25 protein-coding genes are annotated in these 21,122 nt (G+C 71.5%); 12 read left to right on the top strand and 13 right to left on the bottom strand.

Annotated features, from left to right (window positions below):
• Nucleotides 1-81: 81 nt before the first annotated feature.
• The 3 genes from JYK18_RS28840 to JYK18_RS28830 are packed head-to-tail and all read left to right on the top strand — an operon-like array spanning nt 82 to nt 1,787.
• Nucleotides 82-378 (top strand): hypothetical protein, encoded by a 297-nt coding sequence (locus JYK18_RS28840; protein WP_206806583.1) that lies wholly within the window; start codon nt 82-84, stop codon nt 376-378.
• Nucleotides 375-1,643 (top strand): hypothetical protein, encoded by a 1,269-nt coding sequence (locus tag JYK18_RS28835; RefSeq protein WP_307796109.1) that lies wholly within the window; start codon nt 375-377, stop codon nt 1,641-1,643. The genes JYK18_RS28840 and JYK18_RS28835 overlap by 4 nt, the downstream gene beginning before the upstream one ends.
• A gap of 3 nt (nt 1,644-1,646) precedes the next feature.
• Nucleotides 1,647-1,787, top strand: a complete 141-nt coding sequence (locus tag JYK18_RS28830; RefSeq protein ID WP_206808342.1) for a hypothetical protein — start codon at nt 1,647-1,649, stop codon at nt 1,785-1,787.
• A gap of 3 nt (nt 1,788-1,790) precedes the next feature.
• Here JYK18_RS28830 and JYK18_RS28825 read toward each other — a convergent pair whose 3' ends face one another.
• The 5 genes from JYK18_RS28825 to JYK18_RS28805 all read right to left on the bottom strand — a co-directional run bounded on the left by JYK18_RS28825 (nt 1,791) and on the right by JYK18_RS28805 (nt 6,978).
• Nucleotides 1,791-2,195, bottom strand: a complete 405-nt coding sequence (locus JYK18_RS28825) for an SgcJ/EcaC family oxidoreductase (protein WP_206806582.1) — start codon at nt 2,193-2,195, stop codon at nt 1,791-1,793.
• Nucleotides 2,196-2,229: 34 nt separating this feature from the next.
• The gene (locus JYK18_RS28820) at nt 2,230-3,099 is read right to left on the bottom strand and encodes a sigma-70 family RNA polymerase sigma factor (RefSeq protein ID WP_206806581.1); all 870 of its coding nucleotides are present in this window, start codon (nt 3,097-3,099) and stop codon (nt 2,230-2,232) included.
• 86 nt (nt 3,100-3,185) lie between these two features.
• The gene (locus tag JYK18_RS28815) at nt 3,186-4,061 is read right to left on the bottom strand and encodes an NAD-dependent protein deacetylase (protein WP_206806580.1); all 876 of its coding nucleotides are present in this window, start codon (nt 4,059-4,061) and stop codon (nt 3,186-3,188) included.
• 9 nt (nt 4,062-4,070) lie between these two features.
• Nucleotides 4,071-6,149 carry a bifunctional serine/threonine-protein kinase/glutamate ABC transporter substrate-binding protein gene (locus JYK18_RS48330; protein ID WP_206806579.1) on the bottom strand — a complete coding sequence of 693 codons (2,079 nt, stop codon included), beginning with the start codon at nt 6,147-6,149 and terminating at the stop codon, nt 4,071-4,073.
• Between the two features lie 10 nt (nt 6,150-6,159).
• Entirely contained in the window at nt 6,160-6,978 is an 819-nt protein-coding gene (locus tag JYK18_RS28805; RefSeq protein ID WP_206806578.1) for a phytanoyl-CoA dioxygenase family protein, read from the bottom strand.
• An 86-nt stretch (nt 6,979-7,064) separates the two neighbouring features.
• On the opposite strand from JYK18_RS28805, the gene JYK18_RS28800 reads away from it, so the two are divergent.
• On the top strand, nt 7,065-8,051 hold the full coding sequence (locus tag JYK18_RS28800) for a LacI family DNA-binding transcriptional regulator (RefSeq protein WP_206806577.1): 987 nt from the start codon (nt 7,065-7,067) through the stop codon (nt 8,049-8,051).
• Nucleotides 8,052-8,280: 229 nt separating this feature from the next.
• Here JYK18_RS28800 and JYK18_RS28795 read toward each other — a convergent pair whose 3' ends face one another.
• Nucleotides 8,281-9,066 (bottom strand): alpha/beta fold hydrolase, encoded by a 786-nt coding sequence (locus JYK18_RS28795; protein ID WP_206806576.1) that lies wholly within the window; start codon nt 9,064-9,066, stop codon nt 8,281-8,283.
• Nucleotides 9,067-9,161: 95 nt separating this feature from the next.
• Here JYK18_RS28795 and JYK18_RS28790 point away from each other — a divergent pair, with 95 nt between their 5' ends.
• The gene (locus JYK18_RS28790; protein WP_307796108.1) at nt 9,162-9,521 is read left to right on the top strand and encodes a helix-turn-helix domain-containing protein; all 360 of its coding nucleotides are present in this window, start codon (nt 9,162-9,164) and stop codon (nt 9,519-9,521) included.
• A 10-nt stretch (nt 9,522-9,531) separates the two neighbouring features.
• The gene (locus JYK18_RS28785) at nt 9,532-9,819 is read left to right on the top strand and encodes a ribosomal protein L7/L12 (protein ID WP_206806575.1); all 288 of its coding nucleotides are present in this window, start codon (nt 9,532-9,534) and stop codon (nt 9,817-9,819) included.
• On the opposite strand, the gene JYK18_RS28780 is transcribed toward JYK18_RS28785, so the two are convergent.
• A complete protein-coding gene (locus tag JYK18_RS28780) occupies nt 9,752-10,687 on the bottom strand; it encodes an NAD(P)-dependent oxidoreductase (RefSeq protein WP_206806574.1) in 936 nt (311 codons plus the stop codon). The two genes, JYK18_RS28785 and JYK18_RS28780, sit on opposite strands and share 68 nt — an antisense overlap.
• Before the next feature lie 58 nt (nt 10,688-10,745).
• Here JYK18_RS28780 and JYK18_RS28775 point away from each other — a divergent pair, with 58 nt between their 5' ends.
• Both JYK18_RS28775 and JYK18_RS28770 read left to right on the top strand, forming a co-directional pair.
• A complete protein-coding gene (locus tag JYK18_RS28775; RefSeq protein ID WP_242582188.1) occupies nt 10,746-11,324 on the top strand; it encodes a TetR/AcrR family transcriptional regulator in 579 nt (192 codons plus the stop codon).
• A gap of 68 nt (nt 11,325-11,392) precedes the next feature.
• The gene (locus tag JYK18_RS28770) at nt 11,393-11,665 is read left to right on the top strand and encodes an Atu4866 domain-containing protein (protein WP_206808184.1); all 273 of its coding nucleotides are present in this window, start codon (nt 11,393-11,395) and stop codon (nt 11,663-11,665) included.
• Here JYK18_RS28770 and JYK18_RS28765 read toward each other — a convergent pair.
• The 6 genes from JYK18_RS28765 to JYK18_RS28740 are packed head-to-tail and all read right to left on the bottom strand — an operon-like array spanning nt 11,662 to nt 17,521.
• Entirely contained in the window at nt 11,662-12,501 is an 840-nt protein-coding gene (locus tag JYK18_RS28765; RefSeq protein ID WP_206808183.1) for a hypothetical protein, read from the bottom strand. The genes JYK18_RS28770 and JYK18_RS28765 overlap by 4 nt on opposite strands.
• Before the next feature lie 54 nt (nt 12,502-12,555).
• Entirely contained in the window at nt 12,556-13,581 is a 1,026-nt protein-coding gene (locus tag JYK18_RS28760; protein ID WP_206806573.1) for a ketopantoate reductase family protein, read from the bottom strand.
• Nucleotides 13,578-14,339 (bottom strand): SDR family NAD(P)-dependent oxidoreductase, encoded by a 762-nt coding sequence (locus tag JYK18_RS28755; protein WP_242582183.1) that lies wholly within the window; start codon nt 14,337-14,339, stop codon nt 13,578-13,580. The genes JYK18_RS28760 and JYK18_RS28755 overlap by 4 nt, the downstream gene beginning before the upstream one ends.
• Nucleotides 14,339-15,619 carry an MFS transporter gene (locus JYK18_RS28750; protein ID WP_206806572.1) on the bottom strand — a complete coding sequence of 427 codons (1,281 nt, stop codon included), beginning with the start codon at nt 15,617-15,619 and terminating at the stop codon, nt 14,339-14,341. Before JYK18_RS28750 ends, JYK18_RS28755 begins: the two co-directional genes overlap by 1 nt.
• Nucleotides 15,616-16,512, bottom strand: a complete 897-nt coding sequence (locus tag JYK18_RS28745; protein WP_206806571.1) for a polysaccharide deacetylase — start codon at nt 16,510-16,512, stop codon at nt 15,616-15,618. Before JYK18_RS28745 ends, JYK18_RS28750 begins: the two co-directional genes overlap by 4 nt.
• A gap of 25 nt (nt 16,513-16,537) precedes the next feature.
• On the bottom strand, nt 16,538-17,521 hold the full coding sequence (locus tag JYK18_RS28740; RefSeq protein ID WP_206806570.1) for an Lrp/AsnC family transcriptional regulator: 984 nt from the start codon (nt 17,519-17,521) through the stop codon (nt 16,538-16,540).
• A 228-nt stretch (nt 17,522-17,749) separates the two neighbouring features.
• Here JYK18_RS28740 and JYK18_RS28735 point away from each other — a divergent pair, with 228 nt between their 5' ends.
• The 4 genes from JYK18_RS28735 to JYK18_RS28720 are packed head-to-tail and all read left to right on the top strand — an operon-like array spanning nt 17,750 to nt 21,110.
• Nucleotides 17,750-18,727, top strand: a complete 978-nt coding sequence (locus JYK18_RS28735; RefSeq protein ID WP_206806569.1) for a helix-turn-helix domain-containing protein — start codon at nt 17,750-17,752, stop codon at nt 18,725-18,727.
• A 40-nt stretch (nt 18,728-18,767) separates the two neighbouring features.
• The gene (locus JYK18_RS28730) at nt 18,768-19,535 is read left to right on the top strand and encodes a MoaF C-terminal domain-containing protein (protein WP_206806568.1); all 768 of its coding nucleotides are present in this window, start codon (nt 18,768-18,770) and stop codon (nt 19,533-19,535) included.
• A 10-nt stretch (nt 19,536-19,545) separates the two neighbouring features.
• A complete protein-coding gene (locus JYK18_RS28725) occupies nt 19,546-19,938 on the top strand; it encodes a nuclear transport factor 2 family protein (RefSeq protein ID WP_206806567.1) in 393 nt (130 codons plus the stop codon).
• Nucleotides 19,938-21,110, top strand: coding sequence for an ABC transporter substrate-binding protein (locus tag JYK18_RS28720; RefSeq protein ID WP_206806566.1), 1,173 nt, complete (start codon nt 19,938-19,940; stop codon nt 21,108-21,110). Before JYK18_RS28725 ends, JYK18_RS28720 begins: the two co-directional genes overlap by 1 nt.
• Nucleotides 21,111-21,122: the final 12 nt, after the last annotated feature.

Genomic DNA, 21,122 nt, shown 5'->3' with positions numbered 1-21,122 from the left:
TCACACATAAAGTCGAGCCGGGTGGAAGGAAGTCCTGTGAGCTGGTGCGCTCGTAGTGTGGCGGTTCTGGCGGTGTTGTGCATGACAGCGTGCGGTTCCGCGCCGACCGCCACCCCGGGCGGCGCCCTCCACCGGTTCGCCGTCGAGGGCGGCGCCCGCACCGAGGGACCGGACCGGGTCGACGTGTCCACCGGGACCGCGGTGACCTTCGAGGTCACCTGCGACGCCACCGACGAACTCCACGTGCACGGTTACGACAAGGCGGCCCCCTGCGGGCCCGGTGCCCCGGCCGCGCTGACCTTCACCGCCGACGTGCCGGGCGTGTTCGAGGTCGAGATGCACGAAACCGGCCCGCTGACCCAACTTCGGGTGCAGTGACCGGCGGGGTGTTCCTGGCGCACGGCCTCGGCGGGCGGTCCGACCTGCCGGTGCCGTTGTGGCTGGCGCTCTACGCCGGGGCCGCGGCGGTGCTCATCTCCTTCTTCGCACTGACCGCGCTCTGGAAAACCCCGCGACTGCAAGGGGATCAGGCCGGTCGGCCGCTGCCCGCGTTCGTCGAGCGCTTCGCCGACTCGGCCGCGACACGGGCCACGCTGCGCGTGCTCGGTGTGGTCGCGGCGGCGGTCGTGCTGGTCACCGCGTGGTCCGGCGGGGACAGCGGTGAGAACCCGGCCCCGGCCTGGTTCTACGCCTGGTTCTGGGTGGGCCTGGTCGCGGTTTCACTGGTGCTGGGGCCGGTGTGGCGGCTGGTCAACCCGGCCCGCACGATCGCCGCGGCGGTGTGCCTGGCCGTGCCCGCGTTGCGTGGCACCCGGCCGCTGCCGGACCGGCTCGGCTACCGGGCCGCGACCACCGGACTGCTCGCGTTCCTGTGGCTGGAGCTGGTTTTCCCGCATTCCGACGCCCCGCTCGCGGTCGCCGTGTTCCTCACCGCCTACCTGCTCGCGCAGGTCGCGGGCGGCGTGCGGTACGGGCCGTCGTGGTTCGACCGGGGTGACGCCTTCGAGGTCTACTTCGGACTGGTCGCCGCGCTGGCCCCGGTCGGCAGGCGCGCCGACGGCAGGCTGGTGCTGCGCAGCCCGCTCGACGGCCTGCTCACCCTCGACCGCGCGGCCGGGCTGACCCCGTTCATCCTGGTGGTGCTCGGCGCGACCGCCTTCGACGGGCTGACCAGGCTTCCACTGTGGACGGACAACACCCGCGAACTGGGCGCCGTGACCGCGGTGCTGACCGGCACCGCCGGGCTGGCGCTGGCGATCGCGCTGCTCGCCGGGGCCTACGCGGGCGCGGTGCGGCTGACGCGGCCGTTCCTGCGCAAGGGCACCGAGCCCTACCGCGCGTTCGCGCACTCACTGGTGCCGATCATGGTCGGCTACACGATCGCGCACTACTTCTCCTTCGCCGTGTTCGAAGGGCAGCAGGGCCTGTTGCTGACGGTGGACTACACGGTGCTCTCGCCCGCGGTCATCGCCGCTGTGCAGATCGCCGGGATCGTGCTCGGCCACGTGATCGGCGTGGTGTCGGCCCACGACCGTGCGCTCGTGGTGCTGCGGGCGCACTATGAGAAGGCGGGCCAGTACCCGGTGCTGGCCCTGATGGTGGGGTACACCGCCATCGGCATCTACCTGGTGTCAGGAGCGTGAGCGGTGCACTGGGTGCTGGCGCACCAGGGCGGCTGGGACGAGATCATGGTGTTCGGCGGCCCGGTCGGGATCATCGTTCTGCTCGTCGTGCTCGCCCGGCGCCAGGCGCCGCCCCCGGAGGACGAGGACGAGCACGACGAGTGAGCCCTACGCCGCCACCCCGGTGTTCTGACAGGCGGTCAGCCACCACCGGCCCTCCTCTTTGGACATGACGAACAACGGTGTGCCCTCCCCCTCGTCCTCCCGCGGCACGCCGTCGGTGCTGGTGTAGAGCTGGCGCACCTTCACCGCGGCCACGTCCGGCCGGATGAACAGCACGTGCACCACCTCCAGGGTGCACTTGAGCCCGGTCATGCCGCCCGGCAGCACCTGCCGGGTGAAGGCCGCGATCTCGTCCCGGCCGATCAGCTTCTTGCCGCCGCCGGTGGTCCAGATGGCGTCGGCGCGGAAGAGGGCGACGAACTCGTCGACGAGTTCGTTCGCCTGTGCGTGCTCCACCGCGGCGACCACGCGCTCGATCGCCCGGATTTCCTCGTTCTCCTTGGTTTCCACGCGATCGAGCGTGCATCCTCCAGTCCGCTGGAGGTCAATCCCCGAGCACCGCGACTTCGACCTCGCGCAGCCGCTCCGGTTCGGCGATGATGTCGATCCCGGTGATCAGGCCGTTCTCGACGGTGAACGAGAGCACCAGGAACAGCCGGCCGTACGGCGCCAGCACCACCCCGGGCGAGCCGTTGACCAGGGCCGGGCCGGAGAACGCCGCCCGTGCCGAGCCCGCGGCGATCGCGCCCTTGCCCACCTGCAGCGCGCCGCGCAGCACGAGCGGGCCCCTGGTCGGCCCGGCCTCGGCGTCGGCGCGCAGCACCACGTTCGGATCGAGCAACGAGACCAGCGCGCCGAAGTCGCCACCCCGGGACGCGGCCAGGAAGGCGTGCACCACCTCGCGGCGGCGGCCGTGGTCGGCAGGGGCTGTTCCGGCGCCCTTGACCCGCCGCCGGGCGCGGCTGGCGAGCTGCCTCGCCGCGGCGGGCGTTTTGTCGAGCAGGGTGCCGATCTCGTCGAACGGCACGGCGAACAAGTCGTGCAGCACGAAGGCGAGGCGTTCGGCCGGGCTGAGCAGGTCGAGCACGACGAGCAGGGCCACACCCACCGAGTCGGCCAGTGCCGCCTCCTCGGCCGGATCCGCCGAACCGGCGTTGCCGTCCACCCCGTCGAGTGGTTCCTCGCGCCGATTCTCGCGCGAGCGCAGCAGGTTCAGGCAGATCCGCGCGACCACGGTGGTGAGCCAGGCGGCCAGGTTGTCGATGTCCTCGCCACCGGTGCGGTTGAGCCGCAGCCACGCCTCCTGCACGGCGTCGTCGGCCTCGCCGAGCGAGCCGAGCATCCGGTAGGCCACCCCGCGCAACCGCGGGCGGTGCTGCTCGAACTCCGCCGCCAGCCGGTCGCGCTCGTCCACGGATTCCACCCTGTCACGGTCCTTCCTCGCGGGTCGTCATCGAGATGACCCCGCGAGTCAAGCAGATGTGACAGCGCGGCCGGCGGTCAGCCGAGCCGGGTGAGCAGTTCGGTGAGCGCCTGGCCGAGCGGGAGGTCGACGCGCACGGTCGAGTACTGGTCGCCGCGGGTCCGGCCGAGGTTGAGGATGAGCACCGGCTTGCCCGCCTTGGCCGCGTGCCGGACGAACCGCAGGCCGGACATGACGGTCAGCGACGAGCCCAGCACCACCAGCGCCCCGGCCGCGTCGACCATCCGGTAGCAGCGCTCGACCCGCGGTTTGGGCACGTTCTCACCGAAGAAGACCACGTCCGGCTTGAGCACCCCGGACCCGCAGTCCGCGCAGGCGACGAGCTGGAAGCCGCGGACGTCCTCCTCGGCGAGTTCCACGTCGCCGTCCGGGTTGATCCGGGTGGCCTCGCCGCCGAAGTCCGGGTTGGCCGCCCGCAGCCGCCGGTCCAGGTCCTCGCGCGGGCTGGTGCGGCGGCAGTCCAGGCAGATCACCCGGTCCAGACTGCCGTGCAGTTCGACCACGTCGCGCGCGCCGGCGGCCTGGTGCAGCCCGTCTACGTTCTGCGTGATGATGCCGGAGAAGTGGCCGCGGTCCTGCAGGGCGGCGACCGCGCGGTGGCCGTCGTTCGGGTGGGCGCGGGCGATGGTGCGCCAGCCGAGGTGGCTGCGGGCCCAGTAGCGGCGCCGCCCGTCGACGCTGCCGGTGAACTCGTCGAAGGTCATCGGGGTGTGGCGGCGCAGGCTGCCGCCGTCGCCGCGGTAGTCGGGGATGCCGGACTCGGTGGAGAGCCCGGCTCCGCTCAGCACGAGCGCGTTGCGCCGCGCCACGCACTCGACGACCTCGTCGAGGCTGGTCGTGCGCGACGGCGGTTCGCCGGTGAACGCCCAGCTCAGCGTCGGTCGGGTGCGCATGATCCCAGTTTAGTACCGGTCGAGGACCGGCTTCGGCGTCGAGGAGCCGGACCGGCCGAGGGTGCGGTCGTAGGCGCTCTGCCACCGGCCGTCGTCGAGCGCGGCCTGGAGGAGGTCGTTCACCTTGTCGCGCAGCGGTTTGTCGTCCTTGGCCAGGCCGATGCCGTAGGCCAGCTGGTCGAACGGCTCGCCGACCACCTTCAGCACGTCCGGGTCCTCGGCGGCGTAGCCCTTGAGGAGCGCGTCGTCGGTGGTCACCGCGTCGACCTCGCCGCCGGACAGGCGGCTCACGCAGTCGGCGTAGGTGGACAACGCGACGATGTTCTCCGGTTCGGTCAGGTTCAGCTGCTGGATCCGCTGCAGCGGGGAGGATCCGGTCACCGAGCAGACCTTCTTGCCGCGCAGGGTGTCCTTGCCGGTGATGGCGGTTTCGTCGCGGCGCACCAGCAGCGACTGGCCGCCGGTGAGGTACGGGCCGGCGAAGCTGACCTGCTCCTTGCGCTTGTCGGTGATCGCGTAGGTGCCGACGTAGAAGTCCACGGTCCCGTCGCGGAGCGCGGTCTCGCGCCCGGCGGACTCGACGTTCTGGTAGACGATCCGGTTGTCGTCGAGGCCGAGGCCGCCCGCCACGATCCGGGCGATCTCGATGTCGAAGCCGGAGCGGGTGCCGTCGGCGGGGTTCTGCATGCCGAGGCCCGGCTGGTCGCTCTTCACCCCGATGACGACCGTGCCGCGTGCCTGGATCCGGTCCACCGTCGGCGATCCGTCGACCTCGGTCACCGGGGCCGAGGACTGCGGCTTCGCCGATTCGGAGGTTTGCGGGGACTGCGCCTGGGACTGCTCGCCGCTGGTCTGCCACCAGATGACCCCGCCCGCGGCGAGCGCCACGAACACCACCACCCCGATGATCGCCAGCCGCATCCTCCGGGAGGCTCTGGCGGGCCGCGTGCCCGGGGGTGGCGCGAAGGGATCGGCCGCTGGTGCCTGCCCCACCGGATAGCCAGGCGACACCGGGTGGCCGGACGATGCGACCGGGTGGCCGGGCGGCGTGGCTGGGTGGCTGGACGGCGCGACCGGCTGCTCAAACGGTGTGGCCGGGTAGCCGGGTGGCGCGACCGGCTGCTCAAACGGTGTGGCCGGGTAGCCGGGTGGCGTGACTGGGTGCCCAGACGGTGCCACTGGCTGGCCGGGCGGCGTGGCTGGGTGGCCAGTCGGTGTGGCCGGGTAGCTGGGCGGCGTCACCGGGTGAGGCGGGTAGCCGGGCTGCGGCACCGATGGCACCACCGGCGGGCCCCCGAGCAGCGCGATCGCCTGCGCGCCGGCCGGGCGTTCCGCCGGGTTCTTCCGCAGCAGCGCGGCGATCACCGGCCACAGCGACGGGACCTGCGCCAGCGGCACCGCCTCCCGCGTCACCACCGCGGCCAGCGCCCCCTGCAGGTCCTCCCCGGTGAACGGCGAAAGCCCGCTCGCCGCGAAGTACAGCGTCACGCCGAGCGACCACAGATCGCTCGGCGGCCCCGCGGGCTGCCCGTTGACCCGCTCCGGCGCCATGAACTCCGGCGAGCCGATCAGGTTCCCGGTGCCGGTCAGCGCGGTGGCCCCGGACATCGCCGCGATGCCGAAGTCGGTGAGCACCGCGCGGTCCCCGTCGAGCAGGATGTTCGCCGGTTTGACGTCCCGGTGCACGATGCCCCGCGCGTGCGCGGCGGCCAGCGCCTGCGCCACCTGGCGGCCGATCGCCGCGGCCTGCCACTCGGGCAGCGGCCCCCGCTCGGCCACCAGCTGCGCCACCGACGGCCCGTCGACCAGCTCCATCACGATCCACGGCCGCTCGCGGTCGATCACCACGTCGTGCACGGTGATGATCCCGGGGTGCCGCAACTGCGCGGCGGCCATCGCCTCGCGCAGCATCCGGCGGTAGGCCGGATCCGGGTCCGCCGGGTCGAAGGCGCTGGTGTGCCGTAGTTCCTTGAGCGCGACCTCGCGGTCGAGCAGTTCGTCCCTGGCCCGCCAGACCACCCCCATGCCACCCTCGCCGAGGGTGCGGCCGAGGCGGTAGCGACCGGCCACCAGCTGCTCTTCGGACATGCCGGAGAACTTACCCGGAAGCGCCCATCACCAGGCCTTCGATGGTGTGTTTCTGCGTGATCGGCCGCAGCACGTCGACCACCGGGCAGTGCAGGTGCCGCTTCAGCGAGTCGGGCAGGGTTTCCCAGAACTCCCGGGTGACCGCGGTGTCGTGGCGTTCGTCGTTGCCCGCGCCCGGCGCGTCGACGCCCAGCACGAGCACCGGCCGCGACTTCGACGAGACGTTCGCCGTGCCCCGGTGGATGGTGAGCGCGGAACGGATGGAGATGTCGCCCATCTTCGGGTACTTCCGCGTCGCCAGCGAGCGGTAACGCGGGTACTCGGTGTCCGGCGGGAACATGCCGTGCTCGAAGTCCTCGCCCGTTTCCCGGTGCGTGCCGGGCGCGATCTCGAACGGCCCCATGTCCTCCTCGGTGTCCACAGTGGTCACATTGATGGCGAGCGAGGTGAGCCTGCCGGTGTCCCGGGTTTCCCCCGGCATCGGGAAATCCCGGTGCCACGGCTGGTCGACCGCGCCCGCCAGCGGCACGTCGAAACCGACCTCGACGATCTGGTAGTCCGGTCCGAGCACCGCCGCGCACACCGCGTCGATCCACGGGTGCGTGACCAGTTCGGTGAACCCGCGCAGCTGCTCGGGGTGGATCTCCACGTAGTACCGGTTCGGGCCGCGGCCGACCGCGCCGCCCTCGCGGGACAGCGCCTCGGCGAACGCGGCGTCCACATCCTCACCCAGCCGCGCCACCCAGGACCGCTCGAACGCCCCGGGCAGCCCCGCGATGCCGTCCTGCTCGATCCGGGCGGTGACCGCCGCCAGCTCAGCTTCGTCCATCGGACCTCCTTCGGTGTGTCGCCCAGTTTGCAACGTGGCATGCAACGTTGCAAGAGGTAGTCTCGGCGGAGACGACGGGAGGTGGCATGGGCGCGAGCCTGCGGGAGGTGGCCGAGCACGCCGGCGTCTCGGTGCGCACGGTGTCCAACGTGGTCAACGGCTTCCGCTACGTCGCCGACGACACCAGGGCCCGCGTGCAGGCCAGCATCGACGAGCTGGGCTACCGGCCCAACATGGCCGCGCGCTCGCTGCGGCGCGGCCGGACCGGCCTGGTCGCGCTGGTCATCCCCGAGGTCGACTCGCCGTACTTCGCCGAACTGGCCGCGCGCACGGTGCGCATCGCCGAGGCACGCGGGCTGACCGTGCTGATCGACCAGACCGACGGCGACGCCGAGCGCGAGCGCCGCCTGCTGCGCGGCCAGCGCACGCAGCTGGTCGACGGCGTGCTGTTCAACCCCTGGGCGGTCTCCCCCGACGAACTCGCCGCGCGCACCGACTCCGTGCCGCTGGTCCTGCTCGGCGAACACGACAGCACGGCGGCGGTCGACCACGTCGCCATCGACAACGTCGCCGCCGCCCGCACCGCGACCACGCACCTGCTCTCGACCGGCCGCCGCCGGGTGGCCGCGCTCGGCCTGCAGCCGCAGGTCTCGAACGCCACCGCGCGGCGCCGCCTGCGTGGTTACCGGGAAGCGCTGACCGAGGCCGGGCTCACCCCGGTGCCGGAGCTGGAGGTGCCGGTCCGGACGCTGCACCGCGCCGACGGCCACCGCGCCATGCTCGGCCTGCTCGACCTCGCCGAGCCGCCGGACGCGGTGTTCTGCTTCACCGACGAACTCGCGCTCGGCGCGCTGCGGGCGGCCGCCGATCGTGGCGTCGCGGTGCCGGAGGACCTCGCGCTCGCCGGGTTCGACGACATCGAGGACGGGCGGTTCAGCGTGCCCGCGCTGACCACGATCTCCCCGGACAAGCACGCCATCGCCGAACTCGCCCTCGACTGCCTCACCGGCGACTCCCACCCCCCGAGGGCGATCGTCGCCCCGCACGAACTCATCGTCCGCGGCACCAGCTAACGCAGGAGGCGGCGCACGGATCGAGCAGGCCGCCCCCGGTGGCGGCAAGCTCAGGAAGCACGCAAGCAGACCGAGCACCCCCGCCCGATGGCGACAAGCTCAGCGAACACGCAAGCAGACCGAGTAGTCCGCCCGGTGGCGACCAGCGCGGGGAGACACCAGCAGTCCGCCCGGTAGCGGCTAGCGGAGAAAGGGGGCCAGCGAAACCAAACAGCCCGCCCGGCAGCGATCAGCGCAGGAAAGGGGCCAGCAAATCGAGTAGTTCCTCCGGCGCGTCCAGCGGCAGGATGTGGCCCGCATCGATGCGGTGCCCGGTCAGGTCCTCGGCGAGTTCACCCAACTGCCGGTGCAGCCGCTCCCCCACCACGTTCCCGCCGATCGCCAGCACCGACATGGTGAGCTTGCCCGGCGGCAGCGGCAGGTGCCGGTGGCGGTAGTGCTCGAACCCCCGCCGCAGGGCCGCCTCCCCGGTGTACGCCTCCACAAAGGAATCCCGGATGTCCTGCGGCACAGCACCTTCGCGCTCGCTACCGATCCGCAGGAAGTGGTCGACATACTCGGCCTCGTGCCCGGGCAGCACGCGTTCGGCCAGGCCCGGCACCGCGTGGAAGCCGAACCACCACGGAGGCGCTTCGGCGGTCAGCAACGCCTCCATCACCACGAGCCGCTCGACGCGCGCCGGTTCGGTCAGCGCGAGCGCGACCGCCGCGTGCACTCCGGCATCGAGCGCGACCACCGAGGCTGACTCCTCGCCGAGCGCGTCGAGCAGACCGACGAGATCACGAGCGAGCGAGACGGGCTCATAACCACTCGACTCGGGACGGCTGCCACCCTGTCCGCGCAGGTCAGGCGCGATCACCCGGTGCTCCGCGGCCAGCGCGGGCAGCACCTTCGACCACACCCGCCAGGTGTGCGGCCAGCCGTGCAGCAACAGGACCGCCGAGCCGGGGCCATCCGCGACGGCCACGTTGAGTTCGGTCGTGCCGGTGTCCACCCGCCGTTCGAGGACCACCATCCACCTCCATGGGTTACCGTTGGTTACCTGGAAACCGTAGGTAAGCCACTTGGCTCCGCCAAGACGGCACTTTCCGCTCAGGAGGTGAGCCCGAGGTGACCCGTGGCGATCTGTTCGATCCCGCGTGCCCGACCAGGCAGCTGCTCGACCGCATCGGTTCGAAGTGGACCTCGATGGTGATCAAGCTGCTGGCCGAGGCCGATCCGGCCGAACTGCGGTTCTCCGAACTGCAGCGGCGGATGCCCGGGGTGTCGCAGAAGATGCTGTCGGTCACCCTGCGGGCGCTGTCCGACGACGGCCTGGTCACCCGCCGCGTCGAGGGCGCCGTACCGCCGCGAGTGCACTATGGACTGACCGAACTCGGGCGCTCGCTGGAGGTTCCGCTGGCCGCGCTCCGGGAATGGGCCGAGGCGCACATGGCCGAAATCGACGCGGCGGCCGGGCGCGTGGGCTAGGGTCCCTGCCGTGGACTACGGATGGATCCTGCTGGCCGTGGTCGTCCTGCTGCTCGCGACCAGGCTCGGCTTCACCGCCACCGACACCCGGTTCGACCGGCTGGACCGCCGCCTGACCCGGATCGAACGCAAGCTCGACGCCCTCCTCGACGAGCAGGGCGTCACCCTGCCCGAACCGGAGCTCGACGAGGTGCGCGCCCTGCTCGACGAGGGCAAGAAGATCAAGGCGATCAAGGCCTACCGGGAACTGACGGGAGCGGGCCTGGTGGAGGCGAAGGAAGCGGTCGAGCGGCTCTGAGCGCCGTCCGCTCCTCGATCGCGCTGACCACCGCCGCCATGTCCGTGTCGCCGAGCCCCCGCGCCTCGGTTTCCCGGAACAGGTCGAGGCAGACGTCCAGCAACGGCGAAGCGATCCCCGCCGAGCGCGCGGCCGCGGCGATCAGTTCGTTGTTGTAGCGCACGTCGGAAATCGCCGCCTGCACGGCGAAATCGCGGTCGGCGAGCTTGCGCGCCTTCATCCGCGACACCGCACTCGCCATCGGTCCCGCGTCCAGCACGCCCAGCAGCGTGACCAGGTCGACGCCCTGACGATCGGCGAAGTGCACTGCCTCGGCCAGCCCGGTGACCATGGTGATCAGGAACAGGTTCACCGACAGCTTCATCAGCATGCCGTTCGGCGCGGCACCGCAGTCGACCACCTCGTGGCACATCGGCGCCAGCAGCGGCCGGACGCGGGCCGTGGTGGCCGGGTCACCGGCGAGCATGCCCACCAGCTGCCCCGATTCGGCGGGCTTGCGCGAGCCGGAGACCGGCGCCTCGGCGTAGGCACCACCGGCCGCGCGGACGTCGGCGCCGAGCCCGCGCGAGTACTCCGGTGACGTGGTGCCCATGTGCACCACCACCCGGCCGGCCACCATCGCGGCGAACTCCGGTGCGCCCCGGCGCAGCACCGCGTCGATGGCGTCGCCGTCGGTGAGCATCAGGAACACCACCTCCGCCCGGCGGAACACCGCGGCCGGGCTGCCGAGGACCACCGCACCCGCTTCACGCACCGGCGCGGCGCGCGAGGCCGTGCGGTTCCACACCACCAGCGGGGTGCCCGCGCGCGCCAGGTTGCGCGCCATCGGCTGCCCCATCACGCCGAGCCCGAGAAATCCGGTGTCCATGCCGCCCTCCCTATGACAGGTGTCATACTATGACAGCTGTCATGAAAGGTGGGAAGAGTTGACCGATGGACGACCGCCGCGCGAGCGCATGGTCTACAGCGCGGCCCAGCTGGTCCGGGCGCGCGGCGTCGCCGCGACCGGGGTGCGGGACGTGGTCGAGCACGCCGGCGCGCCCCGGGGCTCGTTCCAGCACTACTTCCCCGGCGGCAAGGACCAGCTCGTCGGGGAAGCACTGCTGTGGTCGGCCGAATTCGCCGCGCGGCACGCCGAGGCGTACGCGAAGGCCCGCAAACCCACGCCCGCCGGGTTGTTCGCGCACCTGGCCAAGCAGTGGAAGGACGAATTCGGCCGCCGCGGCTTCGAACGCGGCTGCCCGGTGATGGCCACGGCCGCCGACCTCGCCGGCGGCGATTCCGCGGTGGTCGAGCCCCTGCGTGCCGCGCTGGAACGCTGGGAACTGGCGGTGGCCGCGCAACTGGAACGCATGGACCTGCCCCGGCGCCGGGCCCGCAGGCTGGCGACGCTGATGATCAGCACGCTGGAAGGCGCGATCATGGCGGCACGCGTGCGCCGGGACGTCGCGCCGCTGACCACCGTGGTCGCCGAACTGGCGCCGCTGCTGGACAACGCCGGGTAGGTGCCGCCCACCCAGGGTGCGCCACGACCTGGTCCCCGTCGCGGCCGCGGGTGATGCTCGTTCCCGTGATGGAAAACGACTACGTCGGCCTGTGGGTCACCGCCGACAACCACATCCGCCAGGAACTCCGCCCCGACGGCCGTTACGACGAAGCACGCGGCCGGCGCGCCAGCGCCTACACCGGTGCCTACCAGATCGACGGCACGCACATCGACTACCAGGACGACACCGGCTTCGCCGCCGACGGCGAGTTCGACGGCGACGTGCTGCACCACGGCGGATACGTGTTCTACCGGGAAGGCAGCCTGGCGCACCGGTCCGCGATCGCCGGCCGTCCCTAGGCCGCCTTGGGTTCCGTGGTCTTCGCGGCGGCGCGGTTGAGCCAGCTTTCGAACAGGTCGCGGTACCGGTTGGCGCGCGGTGAGGTGTCCGCGCGCGGGATGTGCTCGTAGAACTCGAACGGCCGGATGCTGCCCGCCTCGGTCCACTGCAGGTAGGCGAGGAACAGGTCCCCGTTGCCGAGGCGGAACCCGTGCACCACCGGGAGGCAGGCGTAGGTGTGCAGGTCGAGCTTGATCCGCCGGTGCGCCAGCTCGTCGGCCTCCTCGGCGGCCAGCGCCCGGATCCGCTCCTGGCTGCGGGCCGCCTCGTCGCTCCAGTGCGCGGGCAGTTCCCCGGACCGCCGCACGTACTCCGGATCGAGGCTGTACAGCGTGATCCGCCAGTGCGCCGGCGCGCCGTGCCCGGTCACCCAGGGGGCGAGCTGCGGCCAGGTGGTGTTCAGCGTCAGGCCGAGCACCTCCAGCGTGCGCTCGCTGCGGCGGCCGGTCCGCGAAAGCCGCTTCACCGCGTCGACCACGGCGCCGACGTCGTCGACCACCTCGGTGTCCTTGCGCGGCCCGAGTTCCGCCCGCATCGTGCGCACCTGGCGGCCGAGCTGGTACACCGCCACGATGGCCACCTCGAGCATGATCGCCACGATCGCGGTCAGCGCCTCCACGTTCAGCTTCAGCACGTACCGCTCGAGCACCATCCTGGTCGGCTCGATCGTGTTCAGCACCAGGTAGACCGCGGTGAGCAGGGCCAGGGTGGTGGTCACCACCTCCCAGATCCGGCGGACCCTGGTCGACAGCGTGCCCGATTCCCTGTCCTTCGCCCGGCGGCGCCCGCGCTTCACAGCGATCAACTTCGCAGGGTGACCGCTCCTCGCGCAACCTCCGTTCGCGCTACGTCACACCGGGCTCACGGCGAGTCGATCGAGGGCGTCGAGGCGCGCCTCGGCCATGGTGCCGGGATCGGCCTCCAGTTCGCGGAGCTGGTCCAGCACCGCCCGCAGCACCGGGGTGGCCAGCCCCAGCCGGTCCGCCTCGGCCAGCACGGTCGCGTAGTGCGTGGTGACCTCCACCCGGCGCCGCCGCACGGCCAGGTCGCGCCAGATCCCGCTGCGGTTCTTGGGTTGCGTGCGCAGCCAGGCGGTCAGCCGGGTGGTGGCCGCCGCCCGGTCCGCCGGATCGGCGCCGCGGGCGAAGGCGTCCGGGGTGAACGCGTCGAACGCCTCCAGCCGCACCCCGAGCGCCGCGGCGACGTCGAACACCTCCTCGCCGAGCGCGCGGATCGCCGCCGGGTGGCGGTCGATCAGGTCGGCCATCGCGTCGTCGGCCAGCGCGGTCGCGGCGAGCATGGCGCCGAAACCCGCCTTGGCCCACAGGAAGCCCTCGACGTTGTCGCTCGCCTGCGCCGGTCCCCACGCTCGCAGGTCCGCGACCAGGGACGACACCCGCGGCGACACCGGCCGCCCGCCCGGTTCGCCGATGACCAGCGCCCCGGCGCCGCCGTCGGCGATGACCCCGGGTTCGAGGCGGTCGGCGAAGATGTTGACGAACGCGGCGACCGTCCGCGGCCAGCCGATCCGCTCCGCCAGCACCGGCTCGTTGAACCCGTTCTGGATGGAGACCACGTAACCGTCGTCGGCCAGCAGCGGCGCGATCCAGTCGGCCGCGCTCCCGGTCGCCTGTGCCTTCACCGCGAGCAGCACCCGCTCCAGCCGCCCGTCGAACTCGCCGGGGGTGACCGCTTCGACGGCGATCCGGTCCCTGGCCCCGCCGCGTTCGATGGTCAGGCCGCCGTCGCGGATCGCCGCCACGTGCTCGGCGTCGTTGTCCACCACGGTGACCGGGTGCCCGGCCCTGGCCAGGTGGAAGGCGAGCGTGCCGCCGATGGCACCGCCGCCGACCACCGCGTACGAACCGCGGGTCATCCTGTCTGTCCTTTCTGGACTGTTTCGGGATTGCTGCCGGGTGGCCACAACCGGGGCAGGTGCGCGGCACCGGCACCGGAACCGCCGTCCACGCGCAGCACCTCCCCGGTGATCCACGAGGCTTCCTCACCGGCGATCCAGCGGACCGCGCGGGCGATGTCGGCGGGCGTGCCGGGGCGGCCGAGCGGGTTGCCCGACACGGCCGCCGCGTAGTCCGGCGCCACCGGGTTCCGGTCGCTGGCGACGGCCACGAACCCCGGGCTCACCGCGTTGACGCGGATGCCGAGCGGCCCGAATTCGAGTGCCGCCGCCCGGGTGGCCATCTCCAGCGCCGCCTTGGTGCTGGCGTACGGCCCGCCGCCGGGCCGGGCTCGCAGCGCGGCGCCGGACGAGATGTTCACGACCGAGCCACCACGCCCGTTGGCACGCCGAGCGAAGGCGGCCGTGGCGAGCACAGGTGCGCGGAGGTTGAGCGCGAAGAGCGCGTCCCACGCGGTCGCGTCGACGTCGATCATGTCCAGCGAGGGGTACCGGCCCGCCGCGTTCACCAGCACGTCCACCGGCCCGTGGCGCCGCCACGCCTGCGCCACGACCTGCTCCGGCGCCTCCGGTTCGGTCAGGTCGGCGGTGATCGCGAAGCCCAGCGACGCCGGGATCAGCGAGCCGTCCAGGTCGGCCAGGCTGAGCGTGGCGCCGTCGAACTCCTCGGCGATCGCCCGCCCGATGCCCCTGGCCGCGCCGGTGACCAGCACGTGCATCAGTCGAACTCCTTGTCCTTGGTCTCCGGCATGGTCAGGTAGACCACCAGCGAGATCAGCGCCGAACCGGAGACGTAGAGCCACAGCAGGTCGCGCTGGCCGATCTCGTTGAGCCAGGTGGTCACGTACGGCGCGGTGCCGCCGAACAACGCCACCGCCAGCGCGTACGGCAGCGCGATGCCGGTCGCCCGCACCTCGGGCGGGAACTGCTCGGCCATGATCACCGCGCAGTTCGCCGAATAGCCGAGCAGGAACAGCATCCCGGTCAGCTGCACCAGGAACACGCTCAGGAAGCTGTTGTCCAGCAGGTGCAGCATCGGCCACGACAGCACCACGAAACCGCCGGCGAACACCCCGAGCGTGACCTTGCGGCCCAGCTTGTCCGAGACCAGCCCGGCGAACGGCAGCAGCACCACGAAGACGACCAGGCACAACGTCTGCGAGAGCAGGGCCTGCGACAGCGGGATGCCGGTGGTGATGTTGGCGTAGGTGGGCAGGTAGTTGACCCAGATGTAGTAGGTCAGCGTGCCGGCGATGGTGATCCCGGCGACCCGCAGCGCGGCACCCGGGTGCTCCTTGACCATCGCCTTGAGCGGATTGACCTTCCGGCTCGCGGCGGTCTTGGTGAAGGAGTCCGTCTCCTCCACCGAGATCCGCAGCCACAGCCCGATCAGGCCGAGCAGCCCGCCGAGCACGAAGGCCACCCGCCAGCCCCAGTCGTGCAGCGCTTGGTCGTCCAATGTGGACGTGGCGATGGTGCCGAGCAGCGAGGCGATCAGCACCCCGCCGCCGACCGAGACCTGCTGCCACGAACCGGCGAACGCCCGGCGCCCCCGTGCCGCCGACTCGACCAGGAAGGCCGAGGAGGAGCCGAACTCGCCACCCGCCGAGAAGCCCTGCAACAGCCGGGCGACGAGCAGGATCACCGGCGCCAGCACGCCGATCGCGCCGTAGCTCGGGGTCAGCGCGATGACGAAGGACGCGCCCGCCATCAGGCCCACGGTCAGCGTGAGGCCCTTCTTGCGGCCGTGCCGGTCGGCGTAGGCGCCGAGCACCGCCGCGCCGATCGGGCGCATCACGAAGCCGACGGCGAACACCGCCAGCGTGGACAGCAGCGCCACGGTCTCGTCGCCGCCGGGGAAGAACTCCACCGCGATGATCTTGGCGAAGATCGAGTACAGCGCCCAGTCCACCCATTCGACGGTGTTGCCGATGGTGCCCGCGACGATCGCCTTGCGCTGCTTGGGCGACAGCCGGGTCCCGGTGTCTACTGTGGTCACGGCGTGCCTCCCGGGGTGTCGCGCACGGCGGTGGCGAGCTCGGCGTGCGTGGTGAACCAGACGTCACCGTGGGCGCGGATGTGGTCGATCAGCTCGCGCAGCACGACCAGCCGGGAACGGTGGCCGATCACGTGGGGGTGCAGGGTCAGCTGGAACACCCCGCCCGCGCGGTAGGCCGCGTCGAACTCGTCGGTCCAGATCTCCAGCACGTCGCGCGGCCGGGTGTAGGGCCGCACCGAGCCGTAGCGGTCCATGGTGAAGTACGGCGCGTCATCCCTGATCCAGTCGACCGGGATCTCCACCAGTCCGGTCGGTTCACCGCGGGCGACGATCTCGTACGGCTCGTCGTCGGCCATCAGCGAGGAGTCGTAGGCGAAGCCCAGCTCCCTGACGATGTCCAAAGTAGACGAGGAGAAGTCCCACGACGGCGTGCGGATGCCGACCGGCCGCGTGCCGGTCAGTTCGGCCAGCGTGTCCAGCGACCGGCGGACCAGCTCGCGTTCGTCCGCTTCGGACAGCAGCGTGTTGCGCTCGTGGATCCAGCCGTGCACGCCGATCTCGTGCGGGCCGCTCGCGTAGTCCTTCGCCTCGGCAGGATGCAGCAGCGCGGACACCGCGGGCATGAAGAAGGTGGCCGGAATGCCGTACTCGGCAAGGAGTTCCAGCACACGCCCGGCACCGACGCGCGCGCCGTACTCGCCCTGCGCGAGCCGCCCGGGGCTGGTTTCCCCGTCCCGCAACGGGATCGTCTCGTGATCGGAGTCGAAGGACAACGCGACGGCGACGCGGGCGCCGCCGGGCCACGCCGGCGGCACGAGCCGCCGTCCGGCGCGCACCGCGTCGACGTGGGCGCGCCAGGTCTGCTCCGGCCACTGCCATGGCTGGGGATCCATAGTTCCTCCGTGGGCTCAGCGTCGGTCACTGGGAACGGTCGACCCTGGTCCACGCGCGTTTGAGCGTGGCCAGGTGGAGGGTGACGTCGGAGGCGGTCAGGCCGGGCAGCCTGCCGATCACCTCGTCGGTGTAGCGGAACAGATCGGCGGTGCTCGGCAGCACCATCTGGCCGACCAGGTTGAAGCGGCCGGTGGACGCGGCCAGGAACTTGGTGCCGGGGTGCCGCGCCAGGCAGCGGCCCGCCTCGGTGAGCTTGCCGGGGTGGATCGAGAGCCAGAGCATGAACTCCACCGCGTAGCCGAGCAGTCCCGGTTCGACCAGCGTGCGGAACTGGAGGCTGCCGGTGGCCACCAGCCGGTCCAGTGCCCTGGCCGCGCTCGACTCGCTGCGGCCCAGCCGCCGGGCGATGGTGCTGACCGGGAGCCTTCCGTCGGCCGCCAGTTCCTCGGCGACCGCGCTCTCCAGCTCACTCGGGCGCCGCGGCGGGGTGTTCCAGTCGTCGCGCTCGTACGGCGGCCGGTGCCCTGGCCGCAGGTCGTCGGCGGCTTCGGGCGGCAGCAGGCCGGTGTCCCACATCGGCGCGGTGGTGAAGGTGCGGATCACCGCGACGCTGTCGGTCCCGGTGATCAGCCCGGCACCCGGCAGGTCGGTGAACAGCAGCCGGAGCAGTTCGTCGTTGTCGTGCGCGACGAAGTCGACGACCAGGTCGGCCGAACCGGTGACCACGGCGAGGAACCGCGCTTCGGGCCGGGCGGCCAGCAGCTCGGCCAGCTCCCAGCCCCGGCCCGGCTTGGCCTGCACGCGCACCAGCATCGACGAACCGGCGGCGGTGCGGTCCAGGTCGATCACACCGACCACGTGCACCAGCCCGCGCTCGTGCAGCGCGGCGAACCGGCGCTGCACGGTCGTCTCGCTGGCCCCGGCCCAGCGTGCGATCGCACTCCACGGCGCGCGGCCGTTGAGCTGGAGCGCGCCGATGATGCGCCGGTCCAGTTCGTCGATCACCATGCGGGCAGACGGTAGGTACCCGGATCGGGCCCGTCAACGCGGGAATCCTGCACTGGTGCTGGTCAGACCGGTGGTTTCAGGCTCTTGTACGGGCACCAGTGCCGGAAAACCCCGGCGACGGATCCCGTCAGAAAGATCTCGAGATCGGTGCCGGGATGATTGCCCGGCGGCATCGTATCGCTTATCGTATATGAAATTCCGGTCCTCCCGATGTCGTGAGGTGACGCCGTGTCCCCCACCGCCGATCCGACCACCACCCTGGTCGCACGCGATTTCTCCGACTTCCGCGCGGTGGTCTCGCGGTCGTTCGTCCCGTTGCGGGTGACCAGCGACCAGCGCGACCAGTTCCGCGGGCGCATCCGCTCCTGCGGTGCCGACGAGGTGCAGGTGTCCGAGGTGACCGCCACCGCGCACGTGGTCGAGCGCACCCCGGAGCTGATCGCCGCGGCCGATCGCCACTACTACAAGCTGAGCCTGATCCTGGCCGGGACCGGGCTGCTGGTGCAGGATGACCGGCAGGCCCTGCTGCGCCCCGGTGACGTGGCGCTCTACGACACGCACCGCCCGTACTCGCTGGTGTTCGAGGAGGACTTCCGCACGCTGGTGGTGATGTTCCCGCAGCGGCTGATCGACCTGCCGCGGGACCTGGTCGGCCAGCTCACCGCGGTCCGCATGTCCGGCAAGCGCGGCATGGGCAACGTGGTGGTGCCCTTCCTCGCCCAGCTCGGCACCAATCTCGACCAGCTCGGCGGGCCGGCCGGGGTCCGGCTCGCGCACACCGCGGTGGACCTGCTCGCCACCCTGTTCGCCACCGAACTGGACCTCGCGCGCGCCACCGCCGGGCCGCACCACGAGCTGATGCGCCGGGTGCTCGCCTACATCGACGCGAACCTGTCCTCCACCGACCTCGGCCCGGCGCAGATCGCCGCCGAGCACTACATCTCCACGCGGCACCTGCACGGGTTGTTCCACGAGCAGGGCACCACGGTGTCCGGCTGGATCCGCACCCGGCGGCTGGAGCACTGCCGCCGCGAACTGCTCGACCCGGTGCACGCCGCGCGGCCGGTCGCGGCCATCGCGGCCAAGTGGGGCTTTGTCGACGCACCGCACTTCAGCCGCGTGTTCAAGACCGAGTTCGGCCGCTCGCCGAGTGAACTACGCCGTGGCTTGACCGTGAGCGACCGGTTCTTGCCGCCCAGCGCGTGACCGCTGGCCCCGGCCGGGCGGGCGACTCGACGATGACCGCATGCCCGGAACACCAGAGGAACAGTGGCGCACCTATGACGAGTTCGCCGCCGGAATAGCCACCTACCGCCTGCCGAACGCGGACCTGACCGGCCGCGAGCTGACCGTCTCGCTCGACGACGGCACCACGCTCGCGCTGCGGTTCGACGACGCGGAAACGGCCACCTGCAACGGGATCAAGGACCCGTACGACGCGGTGGCCGTGCGCGAGGACGTCTTCTTCGTGAATTTCCCGCACACCAGCGTGGAAGGTGAAGCGCTCACCGTCGTGTTCTCCTCGACGACGCACCGCGCGCTGGCCGTGCGGTCGGTCATCGGCGCCGAGGACGTCGAAGGGGTTCCGCGGGTTTCGCAGACGTTCTCCTCGGGCACCACCGACGCGGGAACGCCGTCCGGTTCCGTTCCCGGGCCGTCGCGGGACCTGATCGGCAAGCGCAACATCTACCGGTACAGCCCGGATCACCTCTACGAGCACGTGTACGTGTCCTCGCAGCGCTACGCCTGGCAGTGCCTCGAAGGCGTGCAGCGCGGCCACGGCGACATGGACCTGTCGACGGTGTGGAAGTTCCAAGACGGGCTCTACCTGTTCTGCTTCCGCGAGTTCCGCATCGCGGTGGCCAGCGTGTGGCTGCACGACCTCGGCTACGGCCTGCGGACCACCGGCGTTTTCCTCGGCCTGACCGGCGACGGCCGGTCCGAGCACTCCCGTGCGGGCGGGCACATCTACCCGCTCGGCACCGTCGCCTACCCCGACGCGCAACCGGTTTGAAGGAGCTTCCATGTCCAATGTAGACATCATCGCGGCGCACTACGACGCCAGCGACAACGGGGATCTGGCGGGCATGCTGGCCCCGCTCGGTCCGGAGACCACGTGGACCGAGGCCGCCGGTTTCCCCTACGCGGGAACGTACGTCGGCCCGGAGGAGGTCCGCGAGAACGTCTTCGACGCGATCGCGCGGGACTGGGACGGGTACGCCTTCACCCTCGCCGAGCTGCTCGATGCCGGTGACGCGGTGATCGGACTCGGTTCGTACCAGGGGAAGCACCGGGAGACCGGGCGCTCGTTCACCGCCCGCGTCGCGCACGTGTGGAAGTTCGACGGTGGCAAGCTGGCGAGCTTCGAGCAGATCGTCGACTCCGCCCCGGTGGTCCGCGCGGCCGGGGCGCGGTGATGCGGCGCCTCAGTGCGGTCGCCGCGGTGGTGCTGCTGACCGCGGCGGGGTGCGCGGGTGCGGAAAGTGGTTCCGGCGGCCCGATCGTGGTCGGTTCGGTCAACGCGCTCAGCGGTGCGGCCACCTTTCCCGAGGCCTCGCAGGCGGCGAAGGCGGTGTTCGACGCGGCCAACGCCGGCGGCGGGGTGAACGGCAGGCAGATCGAGTACAAGGCGCTCGACGACAAGGGCGACCCGGCGGCGGCCGCGGCGGCGGCCCGCGAGATCGTCGGCGGCGACGAGGCGGTGGCGATGGTCGGTTCGTCCAGCCTGATCGAGTGCGAGATCAACGCCGAGTACTACGAGCAGCAGAAGATCCTGTCCATGTCGGGCATCGGCGTGGACCCGGCGTGCTTCTCCAGCCCCAACATCGCACCGGTCAACGTCGGGCCGTACCACGACATGACGCTGAGCCTGCTCTACGGCTCGGAGCAGCTGGGGCTGACCGACATCTGCGCGCTGCTGGAGATCGCGGGCAACACGCTGCCGTCCTACCAGGCGGCGATCGACGAGTGGTCGGCGATCACCGGCAAGAAGCTGAAGTACATGGACGCGACCGTGCCGTACGGCGGTTCCGACTACACCTCCTACATCGTCAAGGCGCGCAACGCGGGCTGCAAGGCGATCACGGTGAACCCGGTCGAGCCGGATTCGATCGGGCAGCTCAAGGCCGCGCAGGCGCAGGGCTGGACCGACGTCACCTGGCTGCTGCTGACCAGCGTCTACAGCGAGAACTACGCGAAGGCCATCTCGAACGCCGGCGCCGGGGTGTACGTGCCCGCCGAGTTCTACCCGTTCACCGACGCCGGAAGCCCGCAGAACAAGGAATGGCGCGAGCTGATGACGAAGAACGGCATCCCGCTGACCTCGTTCAGCCAAGGCGGTTATCTCGCGGCGAAGTACTTCCTCGACGTGATCCGCGGCATCAGCGGCGAGATCACCCGGGAGTCGGTGACCAAGGCGCTGCGTGAGATGCAGCCGATCAGCGATCCGATGGTCGGCACGCCGTACGTGTTCGGTCCCGGCGAAACCCACCACGACAACACCGCGGGCTGGCCGATCAAGCTCGCCTCCGGCACGAACCGCTGGGAGCTCGCGGCCGACGACTGGCTGCACATCCCCGCGCGGAACTAGGAGGCGGTACCG

Source organism: Amycolatopsis sp. 195334CR, from assembly GCF_017309385.1.
Lineage (GTDB): Bacteria > Actinomycetota > Actinomycetes > Mycobacteriales > Pseudonocardiaceae > Amycolatopsis.
This window is presented reverse-complemented; position numbering and strand designations above follow the sequence as displayed.